This is a genomic window from Leucobacter soli, assembly GCF_042659205.1.
Classification (GTDB): domain Bacteria; phylum Actinomycetota; class Actinomycetes; order Actinomycetales; family Microbacteriaceae; genus Leucobacter; species Leucobacter soli.
Genome location: NZ_JBHSRW010000049.1, coordinates 1 through 13,353 on the forward strand (window position 1 = coordinate 1; position 13,353 = coordinate 13,353).

Sequence of the window (13,353 nt, forward strand, 5' to 3'; positions counted from 1 at the left end):
GCCGCCGTCGCCGCCCTGACCGGGCCGATTCAGCAGGCTCCGAGCGCGGTGAGCGCGATCAAGGTCGACGGGCGCCGCGCCTACGACCGCGTGCGCGCGGGCGAGTCGGTCGAGCTGAAGAAGCGGTCCGTGACGATCCGCGCCTTCGAGACCGGCGAACTGCGCGCGGAGACCGTCATCGGCAGCGATGGCGAGACCGTCGAGATCCTGGACCTCGACGCGACCGTGCGCTGCTCATCCGGCACCTACGTGCGCGCACTCGCCAGGGACCTCGGTGCCGAGCTCGGCGTGGGCGGCCACCTCACCGCGCTCCGGCGTACCGAGGTCGGCCCCTTCGACGTCACCGATGCGGTGACCAACTCCGCACTGGCGGACGGAGCGGTCGACGCCGCGGCGCTCCTCGAGCCGGCCGCGGTCGCCTCGCGGCTCTTCCCGACCATCGCCCTCGATGCGCAGCAGGAGATCGACCTGGGCCACGGCAAGCGCCTCCGGGTGGATCCCGAGCTCCACCCCGACGCGGAACTCTCGGCCGCGATCGCCCCGAACGGGCGCCTCGTGGGTCTCGTCGAGGTGGTTCGGGGCCGCACCCGCGTCGTCACCAACTTCCCCGTCCCGGAGTCCGCCGCATGATCCTCTGGTTCGCCATCGCGCAGATCGCGGTCGCCCTGCTCGCCGCCGTCGTGAGCCTCGCGGTGTTCGCTCGGCGCAGCGCGCCGAACGACTACGCGCTCGGCGCCACGCTGCTCGTCAGCGTGCTGCTGCTCGCCCAGATCGTCGTCGCGATCGTCGCGCCGTTCGCCGGCAACCCTCCGGCGGGGGACCCGCTCGAGTTCTGGATGTACCTGATCGTCGCTGCGGCGCTGCCGTTCGGCGCCGGCTTCTGGGCGCTCGTCGACCGCAAGCGCAGCGCGAACCTCGTGCTGCTCGTGGTCCACGTCTCGGTGGCGGTCATGCTCTACCGGATGCTCGTCATCTGGGGCTGACCAGGGGGCATCCGAGCCCATCCGGGCGCGGTAAGCTGGAACGCGTGCCAGAAATCGAGTTGGACGCCGCGGCGACGGACCCCGCACCGCGCACGAGCGGTCTGGGGCGCGTCCTCATCACCGTCTATCTGATCCTCGCGCTCGCCGCCACGCTCCGCGCGATCTACCAGATCGTCTCGAAGTTCGACGAGGCCCCGCTGGCCTACTCCCTCTCCCTAGTCTCCGGAGTCGTCTACATCGTCGCCACAGTCGCGCTCCTGAAGCGCACCGGCGTCTGGCGGACCGTGGCGTGGGTCACGCTGATCTTCGAATTCGCAGGGGTGCTGATCGTCGGCACGCTGAGCTTCACCCACCCGGGTCTCTTCGCGCATCCGTCGGTGTGGTCGTGGTTCGGGGCCGGCTACCTGCTGGTGCCCCTCGTGCTGCCCGTGCTCGGGATGATCTGGTTGCACCGCACGCGCGACGGCCGTGCAAGGCTCGCCGGGACGGAGGCGGTCCGCTGATGCGCGTCTATCGTTCGCTCGATGCGATCCCGGCCGACGCCTTCGCAGGCGGCACCGCCGTCGCGATCGGCAAGTTCGACGGCGTCCACCTCGGTCATCGCGCGCTCGTCCGGGGCATCGCCGAGGCGGCAGAGCAGCGCGGGCTCGAACCCGTGGTCTTCACCTTCGAGAACAACCCGCTCAGCCTCCTGCGCCCCGACATCTGCCCGGTGCCGATCATGAGCACGCAGCAGCGGATCGACGCTCTCGCCGGCGCCGGCGCCACGACGTGCGTCATCGTCCCGTTCGACGAGGCGCTCGCCGCGGTCCCCGCCGAGGAGTTCATGGCCCGCATCCTCGTCGACACGCTGCACGCGAGGCATCTGAGCTTCGGCCGGGACTTCCGCTTCGGCCACGGGGGCGCGGGCGATGCGGCCCTGCTCGAGCGGAGCGGCGAGCGTCTCGGGTTCACGGTCGAGGTGCTCGAGCAGGTCGAGGATCCCGAGCTGGGGCGAGTCTCCTCCTCTCGGGTGCGCGAGGCGATCCTGCAGGGAGACGTCGACGTCGCCGCCCGCATGATGGGCGGGCCGGTGTCGGTGCGGAGCATCGTCGTGCACGGGGATGCGCGCGGGCGCGAACTCGGTTTCCCGACGGCGAACCTCGGTGATCCCATCGAGGGGCTCGTGCCGGCGCACGGCGTCTACGCCGGATGGGCGATCGTCGGCGGACGGCAGTACGAGGCGGCGATCTCGGTCGGTGTGAACCTCACGTTCGGCGCGGACGGCCCCGCGCGGGTCGAGGCGAATCTGCTCGACTTCTCGGGCGACATCTACGGCGAGGAGATCGAGGTGCGCTTCGCGGAGCGCCTGCGCGGCATGGTGGCCTTCTCCGGGATCGACGCGCTGATCGAGCGGATCCAGGAGGACGTCCGACAGACCCGGGTCATTCTGCTGGGCCAGGATTCGTCGCAATAGTCCCCGAGGTCGCAGCGCCAGAGTTCCGTGGCCGCCGCGCAGCGGCTCCGCCGGACCCGGCCGCGCCGTACGCCGACCGCGGTCGGCATCCACTCGGCGCGTACTGCTAGCATGGAGACGGATCGCACCCGCGTCCACCGCTCGCGCCGCCGTGTCAGGCACGTCGTCAGGCCGAGCGAACAGGGCCGGAGGGTGGATCCCGCAGCCCCGTTCACGGGCCGTGCACACGCCGATCAGGAGATCCATGGCAACCACGACTGCCACTCGAGCGGGCAGGTCCCGCGGCCAGGCCCGCAAGCGCCACACCCACAACGAGGGCATCATCCCGCTGCTCGCCCGTGCCGTCCGCGAGGTCGAGGCTTCGGCGCAGCGTGGCAAGGCGAGCCCGGCGAACCGCACGAAGTTCCACGTCATCGCGCTGCTGATGCGCGAGGAGCGCGCCAGGGTGAAGACCGATGAGAGCGTCGGCGACGCTGAGCGGGCGGAGACGCTCAAGCGCCTCGACGGGGTCGCGTCGATCCTCGCGAAGACGGCGGCCCGCGACACGAGCCTGATCACGCTGCTCGAGCCGGCCGCGCCGGTGAGCGAAGCGGCACGGATGCTCAAGCGCAAGATGATCGCGCAAGCCGGCATCGAGCTGGCCGATGCCGAGCCGGAGCCGGAGCCCTCCAAGGCGATCGTGCCGGCCGAGCTGGCCGAGCGGCAGGTCGAGCCGCAGGGCATCGATGCGCGGATCCTCGCGAACCCGTTCCTGGCGCCCGACCCCACCAGTACGCGAAAGCCGACCCCTGTCGTGCGGCTCGCCAACTGGGAACTGCTCGGCCCGCTGCTCAAGTCCTTCGAGCAGGGCGGGGGAGGGTCCGCCTGCATGCAGCTTCCCGAGCCGCCGGTGCCGGATCGCCTCGCCCCTCCCGGGCTCGAGCTCATGGCGCACCAGGCGCGCTTCCTCGCGAGTGTGCGCGAGGGGCACCGCAGCTTCCTGCTCGCCGACGAGCCGGGCCTCGGCAAGACCGCGCAGTCGGTGATCGCCGCCTCGGTCGCGGATGCGTACCCGCTGCTCGTCGTCGTGCCGAACGTCGTGAAGATGAACTGGGCCAGAGAGGTGCAGCGGTGGACGCCGCAACGCCGGGTTACCGTCATCCACGGCGACGGCGATGACATCGACGCCTTCGCCGACGTGTTCGTGGTGAACTACGACATCCTCGACCGCCATCTGAGCTGGATCTCCCGCTTCGGCTTCCGCGGCATGGTGGTCGATGAGGCGCACATGATCAAGAACGTGCAGTCGCAGCGCTCCCGCAACGTCCTGGCGATCTCCGAGCGCATCCGCGAGCGCGTCCCCGGCGGACGCCCGCTGCTGCTGGCCTTGACCGGTACGCCGCTGATCAACGACATCGACGACTTCCGGGCGATCTGGCGATTCCTCGGCTGGGCCGATGCGGAGAAGCCCGGACCCGAGCTCATGGCGAAGCTCGAGCACAGCGGCTACACGCCCGCTGACGCGCCGTTCTACCCGGCCGCGCGCCAGAGCGTCGTCGACATGGGGATCGTGCGTCGGCGCAAGATCGATGTGGCCGCGGATCTGCCGGCGAAGCGCGTGGTCGACCTCCCGGTGGAGCTCGACGACGATCTCGGTCGCGGCATCCGCGAGGCCGAGCAGCAGCTCGCCGCCAAGTTGGTCGCCCGCTACACCACGATCAAGGCGGGCAAGCTCGGCCGCGAGTTGAGCGACGAGTCGATCATCCGGATGGTCTGCGCGCAGGAGCTCGAGGACTCGAACGGATCCACGAGCGGAATCAACGTCTTCACGATGGTGCGCCAGATCGGGCAGGCGAAGGCCGGGCTCGCGGCCGACTACGCGGCGCAGCTCGCGCGCTCGGTCGGCAAGGTGGTCTTCTTCGCGAAGCACATCGATGTGATGGATCGCGCCGAGGCGGCCTTCGCCGAGCGCGGTCTCGGCACCGTCTCGATCCGCGGCGACCAGACGGCGACCAGCCGGCAGGAGCAGATCGACGCGTTCAATAACGACCCCGAGGTCGCGGTCGCGGTCTGCTCGCTCACCGCGGCGGGCGTCGGCGTGAATCTCCAGGCCGCCTCGGACGTGGTGCTCGCCGAGCTCAGCTGGACCGACGCCGAGCAGACCCAGGCGATCGACCGCGTGCACCGCATCGGCCAGGAGGAGCCGGTCACCGCGTGGCGCATCGTCGCCGCGCAGACGATCGACGCGCGCATCGCCGAGCTGATCGACGCCAAGGCCGGACTCGCGGCCCGCGCGCTCGACGGCGCCGCAGCCCCCGCGGAGGACGCGGATCCGGTGCAGTTGCTCGCTCTGATCTCGGTGCTGAAGGGAGCGCTCGCGCAGCGGTAGTCGACCGGTCTTGGCGGTTTCTATCCGCGGCTTGGCGGAAACACGGATGTCCGCGATGTTCCTGCCATCGCTAGCATGGGTTGAGCGAAGGTTCCACGGCTCGGAATGAGGGGTGCATGCGCATCGGAGTGCTCTGCTCGGGCGGCGACAGCCCCGGGATGAATGCGGCGATCCGCGGCGCGACGCTGCGCGGGGTCGACGTGCACGGCTTCGAGATGGTCGGCTTCGTCGACGGCTGGCGCGGGTTCCACGAGGGCGAGACGGTCGAGCTGGATCGCCCGGCCGTGCGCGGACTCTCCGGCCAGGGCGGGGTGTTCATCGGCACCAGCCGGGTCCCACCGTTCGATGGAGGGCCCGGCGAAGCGGATCTCACGGACTTCCGGGCGAGGTTCGCCGACTACGGCCTCGATGCGTTCATGCTGATCGGGGGCAACGGCACGCAGCGGGTCTCGTCGATCCTGCACGATTCCGGGATCCCCGTCGTCGGCCTGCCGAAGACCATCGACAACGACCTCGACGGCACCGACTACACCTTCGGCTTCGACACCGCCGTGTCGATCGCCACCGAGGCGATCGATCGGCTGCGCACCACGGGCGACTCGCATCGCCGGTGCATGGTGCTCGAGGTCATGGGGCGCGACGCGGGCTGGATCGCGCTGCACGCCGGAATGGCGGGCGGTGCCCAGGCGATCCTGGTGCCCGAGTTCCCGGAATCGATCGATCAGGTGTGCGACTGGGTGACGAGCGTGCGGGATCGCGGTCGCTCATCGCTTGTCGTCGTCGCCGAGGGCTTCGCGCTCGCCGGGAACGGCTCCCAGGTTACCCGCGACGGCCGCGACGGCTTCGGCCGCCTGCGACTCGGCGGCGTCGCAGAGTCGCTCGCCCCGGTGATCGAGGAGCGCACCGGTATCGAGACCCGCGCGACCGTACTGGGCCACGTGCAGCGGGGCGGCGCCCCGACCGCCTTCGACCGGGTGCTCGCGACCCGCACGGGCATCGCCGGAGCCGATGCGGCCCTGCACGAGGACTGGGGCACCATGGCGGCGCTGCGCGGCGATCGGATCGAGATGATCCCGTTCGCCGACGCCGTGGGCCGGTTGAAGACCGTGCCCGACGACCGCTACGCGGAAGTGCGCCTCAACTTCGGGTGAGGGCGGCGCGACTGAGCGCTACGCCGCGAGGCGCGTCTTCACCTCGCCCAGCGAGGGGTTGGTCGCCGAACTTCCGTCGGGGAAGATGACGGTCGGCACTACGGCGTTCCCGCCGTTGATCGACTTGACCAGATCCTCGGTGCCTGGGGTGCTCTCGATGTCGACCTCGGTGTAGCCGATGCCCTCGTGATCGAGCATCTTCTTCAGCCGTTTGCAATAGCTGCACCATTCCGTGGAGAACATGGTGATGGTGCCGTTCTCGGGCACGTACTCGTTGCTCATCTCAGCCTCCTGCAGACGGGATCGGGAGTTCCAGCAGTCTATCGGGAACACCCCGGTTCCGACTTGACCAGGCGGCGGGAAGATTGCGAAGATGAACTGCACGCGCGCGCGGGTGAATCGCCGGTGAACCGGAGATGTCGGTGCGAGCGAGCCGACGTATCCGTTCGAACGAAAGACGCCGGTGGAACTCACCCTCATCGTGTTGCTGGTCATCGTGCTGGCGCTGTTCTTCGACTTCACGAACGGATTCCACGACACCGCGAACGCGATGGCGACGCCGATCGCGACCGGGGCGCTGAAGCCCAAGACGGCTGTGCTGCTCGCCGCCATTCTGAACCTGGTCGGCGCGTTCCTCTCGACCGAGGTGGCCAAGACCATCTCCGGCGGCCTCATCAACGAGGGCGACGGCGGTGTGATGATCACGCCGGAACTGATCTTCGCCGGCCTCATCGGCGCCATCGTATGGAACCTGGTCACCTGGCTCTACGGACTGCCCTCGAGCTCATCGCACGCGCTGTTCGGCGGCCTCATCGGCGCGGCCATCGTCGGCGCGGGGATCCACGCGATCAACGGCGGAGTCTTCCTCTCGAAGATCCTCATCCCCATGGTGGCCGCGCCGCTGACCGCGGGCATCGTCGCCTTCACCGCGACCAAGCTCGCCTACGCCATCACGCGGCGCCATGACGGGAAGAAGGACGGGCGAGGCCGGTTCCGGTACGCCCAGATCGCCTCGTCCTCCCTGATCGCCCTCGCGCACGGAACGAACGACGCGCAGAAGACCATGGGCGTGATCACGCTCACGCTCGTCGCCTGGGCGTCGATGGCGGGAACCGCAGACCTTCCGGTCTGGGCGGCGGTACCCGACGGCGGCGGGCCCCCCTTCTGGGTCGTCGTGACCTGCGCCTTCGCGATCGCCCTGGGCACTTATTCCGGAGGCTGGAGGATCATCCGCACCCTCGGCGCCGGACTCACCCAGGTGAAGCCGGCGCAGGGCTTCGCAGCGGAGACGAGCACGGCCGCGACCATCCTCGCCTCCAGCCACCTCGGCTTCGCGCTCTCGACGACGCAGGTCGCCTCCGGTTCCGTCATCGGTTCTGGCCTCGGTCGTCGCGGTTCGAGCGTGCGGTGGCGCACGGTGGGCAGGATCGCCTCGGGCTGGCTCTTCACCCTGCCCGCAGCCGGGGCGGTCGGCGCCGTCGCCGCCGCCATCGCGCACCTCGGCGTCATCGGTGTGATCGTCGACGCCGTGCTCGGCCTGTTCTTCATCCTCTTCATCTTCTGGCGCTCGGCCCGCAACAAGGTCGACCATTCGAACGCCATCGCGGTCCCCGACGTCGCCGAGTCCGGGTACGCCGTTCGCATCCGCGGCCGCAAGGTGCGCCAGGTGCCCACGAAGACCGGCACCGTGCCGCCGCTCACCCCGGTCGCGCAGTCCGCCGCGCTCTCCGACAAGGCTGTGCGGGAAGCGGAGAAGCGTGCAGCCGCGGAGCAGGAGGCCGCCGAGAAGGCGGCGCGCAAGGCGGCCAAGCATGCGCGGAAGCAGCAGAAGAACGGGGGTGCACGATGATCGATTGGGGCGCCTTCGTCATCGTCTTCGTCTCGGCGCTCGTCGCCGCCTGCGTGCTGGTCTCGCTCTACTCGCTGGGAATCCGGTTCCTCGCGACACCGCCGCCGAAACGACAGCTCGAGGACGGCAGCTTCGAACCCGACGCCCCGAGCCGCGACGACGAGGACGACGACGTTGACGATCTCGGCCGCCCCAGGTGGGCGACCATCGCGGCCTACGCCTGCTTCGCGCTCTCCGCCGCCGGGGTGCTGTGGGGCATCTACTTGATCGTGCCCGCCCTCCACGGCTGACTCCGCGCTCGGATCCGAGGCGCATAGGGTGGAACCATGAGCGAAGCGGACATCCCACTCGTCGTCGCCGGACTGCGGCACTCCTTCGCGCAGGGGCTCACGCGACCCGAGGCCTGGCGGCGCGCCCAGCTCGAGGGGCTGCGGAGGATGCTCGCCGAGCATGCGCCCGATTTCGAGGCCGCGCTCCTCGCCGACCTCGGGAAGTCGGGAGCCGAGGCGCAGCTCACCGAGATCGGGTTTCTCGAGGCCGAGATCGACCACACGCTCTCGCGACTGGGGAAGTGGATGCGGCCGAGGCGCCTCGCCGCACCCCTCGTGGTGCAGCCGGCCACCGCGCGGATCGTCGCCGAGCCGCTCGGCGTCGCGCTGGTCATCGCGCCCTGGAACTACCCGCTCATGCTGCTGCTCTCACCGCTCATCGGCGCGCTCGCCTCGGGCAACGCCGCCGTCGTGAAGCCCAGCGAGTTGGCTCCGGCGACGAGCCGGGCCATCGCGCTGCACCTGCCCGACTACGTCGACCGTCGGGCCGTCGCCGTCGTCGAGGGCGGCGTGGCCGAGACCACTGCGCTGCTCGAACAGCGCTTCGACCACATCTTCTACACCGGCAGCGGGCGGGTCGGGCGCATCGTCGCGAAGGCCGCGGCCGAGCACCTCACGCCGGTCACCCTGGAGCTCGGCGGCAAGTCGCCGGCCTACGTCGACGAGACCGCGAACCTCGCGGAGGTCGCGAAGCGGATCGTCTGGGCGAAGTTCCTGAACGCCGGGCAGACCTGCGTGGCCCCGGACTACGTGCTCGGCCGCCGAGAGGTGCTCGGCCGTCTGGCGCCCCGGATAGCCGATGCGATCGCGGAGCTCTACGGCACGGCGATCGAGGGAAACTCCGACTACGGTCGGATCGTGAACGGGGCGCAGTTCGACCGCCTCGTGTCGTACCTCGGCGACGGCGAGGTCGTGACGGGCGGTGGACACGATCGCGCGGCCCGGTACTTCGAGCCGACCGTGCTCGCCGGAGTTGATCGGGAGTCCGCCGTGATGCGCGACGAGATCTTCGGGCCGATCCTGCCCCTCGTCGAAGCGGCGGACCTCGACGACGCCATCGATTTCGTCACGGGCCGGGAGAAGCCGCTGGCCGCGTACGTCTTCAGCGAGAGCGCCGAGGTGCGGTCCCGGTGGGAGCGCGAGACCAGCTCGGGGGCGCTGACCTTCAACGCGCCCGTCCTGCATCTCTCGGTGCTCGGCCTGCCCTTCGGAGGGGTCGGCGGGAGCGGCTACGGATCGTACCACGGCGAGCGATCCTTCCGCACGTTCAGCCACGAGAAGGCCGTGCTGTCGAAGCCGCTGCAGCCCGACACGCTGGCGCCGACCATCATGCCCCCGTTCACCCCGGCGAAGGAGCGGCTGATCCGGGGCTGGCTCGGCAAGCTGCGCTGACGGATCGCGCTCGCCTTACCCCGCCGGCTTCGGCGGGGTAAGGAAGCATCAGGCCGCGTCGAACGCGGCCGGCAGCGCGAGGTCGCCGACCCCGCTGGTGCGCACCGTGTCGAGCCCCTGCCAGGCGGCGGCCCGCGAGAGCAGATCCTTCGCGACCCCGGCCGTGCGATGCGGCGCGCGCTCCTCGCGCCAGGCCGCCTGCACGAGCAGGACCCGCTCGGCGCGGTCGGCTTTGAGGTCGATCCTCCCCGCCAGTCGCCCGCCGACCATGAGCGGCAGGCAGTAGTAGCCGTATCGCCGCTGCTCCTTGGGCGTGTAGATCTCGATGCGGTAGTGGAAGTCGAACATGCGCTCGGCCCGCGGTCGGAACCAGACGATCGGATCGAAAGGGGTGAGCAGCGCGTCCGACGCGAGCCGCGCGGGCAGCCGGGCGTCGCGATGCCGCCAGGCGGGGAGCGGCGCGCCCGAGGGGGTCTTCCAACCCTCGACCCGGACCGGCACCAGCGTGCCGTCCTCCTCGAGCGCGCGCACTGCGGCACGCGCCTCTGCGGACTTCAAGCGATGGTAGTCGGCGAGATCCGGCAGCGTGCCGACGCCGAGCGAGCGCGCGGCCTGCTCGATCAGTCGCCGTTGGGCGGCCTCCCGCGGCACCTCGGAGAGCGCCGCGTCCGGCAGGATGTCCGGAGCGAGCGCGTAGCGGCGCTGGAATCCCTCGCGCCCGGCAGAGACCACCTCGCCGGTCGCGAAGAGCAGTTCGACGGCGTGCTTCGTCTCGCTCCAGTCCCACCAGGGCCCCCGCTGCTCGCGCGGACCCTCCTCGAGCTCGCGCACGAACTGCGGCCCGCGCTCCGCGAGCAGCGCGCGGACCCGCTCGATCACCGGTGCGAGCCGTTCGGCTCGGCCGTCCCGCGCGTACCGGTCGGCGTAGTCGCGCATCCGCCAGGCGAAGAGCGGGCGGTCCGTCACCGGGATGAACGCCGCCTCGTGCGCCCAGTACTCGGTGAACTCGCCGCTCGACCAGAGGTGGCGATCCAGGTGCGCGGGATCGTAGTCGCCGTGCCGGGAGAAGACCGGCAGGTAGTGCGATCGGGCGAACACGTTCACCGAGTCGATCTGCAGCACGTGCAGGCGCTCGAGCGCCGGATCGAACGGGCGTCGTCGGCGCATGCGCGCACTACCGGTGAACCCTTGGGCGGCGAGCGCCATCCTCCGCGCTTCCGCGGCGCTCAACGATTCTGCCGCACGGTTCTCCTGCATATACCCCAGACTAGGATGAGTCCGTGACCGAGCAGAATCCCCCGCATGTCCCCGAGCACGCGCGGACCCCGGCGCCCGAGCTCGAGAACGTCGAGGACGCCGCGGTCGAACTGCCGCTCGGGATGCGCGTGGCGGCCGCCTGGTCGTGGCGCCTCATCGTCGTCGGCGTCGCCGTCGCCGCCCTGCTCTGGCTGATCGTGCAGGTGCGGATCATCGTGATCCCCGTGATCATCGCGATCCTCTTCACGGCGCTGCTGCATCCCATCGTCGCCGCCTTCGAGCGTCGCGGCTGGCCTCGCGAGCTCGGCGTCGTGACGGCCCTCGTGACCTTCGTCGCCTCGGTGACGCTGCTGATCACGCTGATCGTGACGCAGCTCCGCCGCGGGCTCGGCGACGTCACCATGCGCTCCACGCAGGCCTGGGACGACTTCCTGCACTGGCTCGAAACCGCCTTCGGGGTGAGCGCCGCCCAGGTCAACGGGTACATCGACCAGTTCATGCACACGATCGACGAGCATCAGAGCGAGATCTGGACCGGCGCACTCGCGATCACGACGACCGCGGGCCAGGTCATCACCGGCTCGTTGCTCGCGCTGTTCTCGCTGATCTTCCTGCTGATCGACGGCAAGCGCATCTGGTACTGGGTGCTCGGCTTCCTGCCGGCACGGGCGCACGCCCCGGCGGATGCGGCGGGCGTGGCCGGCTGGGCGTCGGTCGGGCAGTACGTGCGCGTGCAGATCTTCGTCGCGTTCGTCGACGCGGTCGGCATAGGTGTCGGTGCGGCGATCCTCGGGGTGCCCCTCGCCGTGCCCATCGCGATCCTGGTGTTCCTCGGCTCGTTCATCCCGTTCCTCGGCGCCATCACGACGGGTGCGCTCGCCGTGTTCGTCGCCCTCGTCTACAACGGCCCGATCACCGCCATCATCATGTTCGGCATCGTCATCCTCGTCAATCAGGTCGAGGGTCACGTGCTGCAGCCCCTCGTGATGGGCAACGCGGTGAGCGTGCACCCGCTCGGCGTCGTGCTCGCGGTCTCGGCGGGCGCGCTGCTCGCCGGCATCCCGGGCGCGCTGTTCGCGGTCCCGCTCGCAGCCGCCGCGAGTGCGATCGTCAACACGCTCAACGAGCGCAGGTGGGATCCGGATCGCGACCCCGTCGCCGAATACCTGAAACGGCAGAAAGTGCATCGGCTCGCGAAACACCGAGCCCGTCGTGCCGCACGCATCGAACCACGAGGAGGAACCGCATGACCGCGTCCCGGAGCGACGCCTACACGCTCGCCGATTTCGAGGCCGCCGCGAGCATCGTGCACCGGGTCGCCCGGAACACTCCGCTCGAATCCTCGCGCTTCCTCGCCGAGCAGCTGGGCGTCTCGAAGGTGTACCTGAAGTGCGAGAACCTGCAGCGCACGGGCGCCTACAAGCTGCGCGGCGCCTACCACAAGCTGACCCGGCTGAGCCCGGAGGAGCGTGCGCTCGGTGTCGTCGCCTCGTCCGCGGGCAATCACGCGCAGGGGGTGGCGTTCGCGGCTCGCGAGCTCGGGATCGCGGCGACGATCTTCATGCCGCTCGGCGTCGCGCTGCCGAAGCTGCAGGCGACGCGCCGGTACGGCGCCGAGGTCGTGCTCGAGGGCGCGACCTTCGACGAGACGCAGGAGGCGGCGCGCGCCTTCGTCGAGAAGACCGGTGCGATCATGATCCCGCCGTTCGACGACGACGCGATCATCCTCGGTCAGGGTACGGTCGCGCTCGAGATGCTCGAGGTCGCGCCCGAGATCGAGACGCTCGTCGTGCCGATCGGCGGCGGCGGGCTGGCGTCGGGGGTCGCTGCGGCGGCGAAGCTGCACGCGGCGAGCGCGGGCCGGGAGCTCCGGGTGATCGGCGTGCAGTCCGAGAACACCGCCTCGTTCGTCCCCTCGCTCGAGGCCGGCCATCCCGTCACGATCTCGACGAAGCCCACGATCGCCGACGGCATCGCCGTCGGTCGCCCGGGCGACACCACGTTCGCGGCGGTGCGGGAGTTCGTCGACGAGATCGTGACGGTGAGCGACGACGATATCGCGCGTGCGATCGTCACGCTCCTCGAGCGGACGAAGCTCGTGGTCGAGCCGGCCGGCGCGGCGGGCGTCGCGGCGATCCTCTCGGGGAAGATCGCGGCCGCAGGGCCCACGGCGACGATCCTCTCGGGCGGGAACATCGACCCGCTGCTGCTGCAGCGCGTGATCGGGCACGGCCTCGCGGCCTCCGCTCGCTACCTCAAACTGCGGATCCTGCTGCCCGACGTGCCCGGGCAGCTCGTGCGCACGGCCTCCATCGTGGCGGGCAAGAACGCGAACGTGATCGAGGTCATCCACACGCGGCACGCGACGGAGCTCCCGATCAGCGACGTGGAGCTCGAGCTGCACATCGAGACGCGCGGCGTGGAGCACGGCCAAGAAGTGGTGCGGGCGCTCCGCGACGCCGGCTACGTCGTGAGAGTCGGCGAGCGCTACTAGGGCGTGTCTGTTAATTGATTTGTGATGGGGGTGGGATCGTGGAACCATGTCGCGATTCCAGCTCCTCTCCGATG

General features: G+C 70.3%; 12 protein-coding genes and 1 pseudogene. 11 read left to right on the forward strand and 2 right to left on the reverse strand.

What is annotated here, in order from left to right; genetic code table 11:
- From ACFPZL_RS05110 to ACFPZL_RS05135, 6 genes and pseudogenes are all read left to right on the forward strand, one after another.
- A pseudogene (locus tag ACFPZL_RS05110) lies at positions 1-630 on the forward strand (tRNA pseudouridine(55) synthase TruB); the annotation flags it as partial.
- Complete coding sequence (locus ACFPZL_RS05115) at positions 627-983, forward strand: hypothetical protein (protein WP_218114359.1); 357 nt, start codon at positions 627-629, stop codon at positions 981-983. The pseudogene ACFPZL_RS05110 and the gene ACFPZL_RS05115, both read left to right, overlap by 4 nt.
- 44 nt (positions 984-1,027) lie before the next feature.
- On the forward strand, positions 1,028-1,486 hold the full coding sequence (locus ACFPZL_RS05120; protein WP_236021874.1) for a hypothetical protein: 459 nt from the start codon (positions 1,028-1,030) through the stop codon (positions 1,484-1,486).
- On the forward strand, positions 1,486-2,439 hold the full coding sequence (locus ACFPZL_RS05125; RefSeq protein WP_218114360.1) for a bifunctional riboflavin kinase/FAD synthetase: 954 nt from the start codon (positions 1,486-1,488) through the stop codon (positions 2,437-2,439). The genes ACFPZL_RS05120 and ACFPZL_RS05125 overlap by 1 nt, the downstream gene beginning before the upstream one ends.
- 244 nt (positions 2,440-2,683) lie before the next feature.
- Entirely contained in the window at positions 2,684-4,807 is a 2,124-nt protein-coding gene (locus ACFPZL_RS05130) for a DEAD/DEAH box helicase (RefSeq protein ID WP_218114361.1), read from the forward strand.
- A gap of 116 nt (positions 4,808-4,923) precedes the next feature.
- Positions 4,924-5,958 carry a 6-phosphofructokinase gene (locus tag ACFPZL_RS05135; protein ID WP_218114362.1) on the forward strand — a complete coding sequence of 345 codons (1,035 nt, stop codon included), beginning with the start codon at positions 4,924-4,926 and terminating at the stop codon, positions 5,956-5,958.
- A gap of 18 nt (positions 5,959-5,976) precedes the next feature.
- Here ACFPZL_RS05135 and ACFPZL_RS05140 read toward each other — a convergent pair whose 3' ends face one another.
- Positions 5,977-6,240: a mycoredoxin gene (locus ACFPZL_RS05140; RefSeq protein ID WP_218114363.1), complete on the reverse strand. Its 264-nt coding sequence runs from the start codon at positions 6,238-6,240 to the stop codon at positions 5,977-5,979.
- 181 nt (positions 6,241-6,421) lie between these two features.
- Here ACFPZL_RS05140 and ACFPZL_RS05145 point away from each other — a divergent pair, with 181 nt between their 5' ends.
- The 3 genes from ACFPZL_RS05145 to ACFPZL_RS05155 are packed head-to-tail and all read left to right on the forward strand — an operon-like array spanning position 6,422 to position 9,528.
- Entirely contained in the window at positions 6,422-7,807 is a 1,386-nt protein-coding gene (locus tag ACFPZL_RS05145) for an inorganic phosphate transporter (protein ID WP_218114364.1), read from the forward strand.
- Positions 7,804-8,097, forward strand: coding sequence for a hypothetical protein (locus ACFPZL_RS05150; RefSeq protein ID WP_218114365.1), 294 nt, complete (start codon positions 7,804-7,806; stop codon positions 8,095-8,097). The genes ACFPZL_RS05145 and ACFPZL_RS05150 overlap by 4 nt, the downstream gene beginning before the upstream one ends.
- Before the next feature lie 36 nt (positions 8,098-8,133).
- Positions 8,134-9,528, forward strand: a complete 1,395-nt coding sequence (locus ACFPZL_RS05155; protein WP_218114366.1) for an aldehyde dehydrogenase family protein — start codon at positions 8,134-8,136, stop codon at positions 9,526-9,528.
- A gap of 48 nt (positions 9,529-9,576) precedes the next feature.
- On the opposite strand, the gene ACFPZL_RS05160 is transcribed toward ACFPZL_RS05155, so the two are convergent.
- Positions 9,577-10,785: a winged helix-turn-helix domain-containing protein gene (locus ACFPZL_RS05160; RefSeq protein ID WP_236021876.1), complete on the reverse strand. Its 1,209-nt coding sequence runs from the start codon at positions 10,783-10,785 to the stop codon at positions 9,577-9,579.
- A 23-nt stretch (positions 10,786-10,808) separates the two neighbouring features.
- Between ACFPZL_RS05160 and ACFPZL_RS05165 the strand changes: the two genes are divergently transcribed.
- Positions 10,809-12,035, forward strand: a complete 1,227-nt coding sequence (locus ACFPZL_RS05165) for an AI-2E family transporter (protein WP_236021877.1) — start codon at positions 10,809-10,811, stop codon at positions 12,033-12,035.
- On the forward strand, positions 12,032-13,279 hold the full coding sequence (ilvA, locus tag ACFPZL_RS05170; RefSeq protein ID WP_218114367.1) for a threonine ammonia-lyase: 1,248 nt from the start codon (positions 12,032-12,034) through the stop codon (positions 13,277-13,279). Before ACFPZL_RS05165 ends, ilvA begins: the two co-directional genes overlap by 4 nt.
- Positions 13,280-13,353 lie beyond the last annotated feature (74 nt).

Bases quoted from the DNA above. Each gene is read 5' to 3' on its own strand.
- ACFPZL_RS05155 (WP_218114366.1), top strand. From the start codon at position 8,134: ATGAGCGAAGCGGACATCCCACTCGTCGTCGCCGGACTGCGGCACTCC.
- ACFPZL_RS05125 (WP_218114360.1), top strand. From the start codon at position 1,486: ATGCGCGTCTATCGTTCGCTCGATGCGATCCCGGCCGACGCCTTCGCA.
- ACFPZL_RS05135 (WP_218114362.1), top strand. From the start codon at position 4,924: ATGCGCATCGGAGTGCTCTGCTCGGGCGGCGACAGCCCCGGGATGAAT.
- ACFPZL_RS05130 (WP_218114361.1), top strand. From the start codon at position 2,684: ATGGCAACCACGACTGCCACTCGAGCGGGCAGGTCCCGCGGCCAGGCC.
- ilvA (WP_218114367.1), top strand. From the start codon at position 12,032: ATGACCGCGTCCCGGAGCGACGCCTACACGCTCGCCGATTTCGAGGCC.
- ACFPZL_RS05115 (WP_218114359.1), top strand. From the start codon at position 627: ATGATCCTCTGGTTCGCCATCGCGCAGATCGCGGTCGCCCTGCTCGCC.
- ACFPZL_RS05140 (WP_218114363.1), bottom strand. From the start codon at position 6,240: ATGAGCAACGAGTACGTGCCCGAGAACGGCACCATCACCATGTTCTCC.
- ACFPZL_RS05160 (WP_236021876.1), bottom strand. From the start codon at position 10,785: ATGCAGGAGAACCGTGCGGCAGAATCGTTGAGCGCCGCGGAAGCGCGG.
- ACFPZL_RS05150 (WP_218114365.1), top strand. From the start codon at position 7,804: ATGATCGATTGGGGCGCCTTCGTCATCGTCTTCGTCTCGGCGCTCGTC.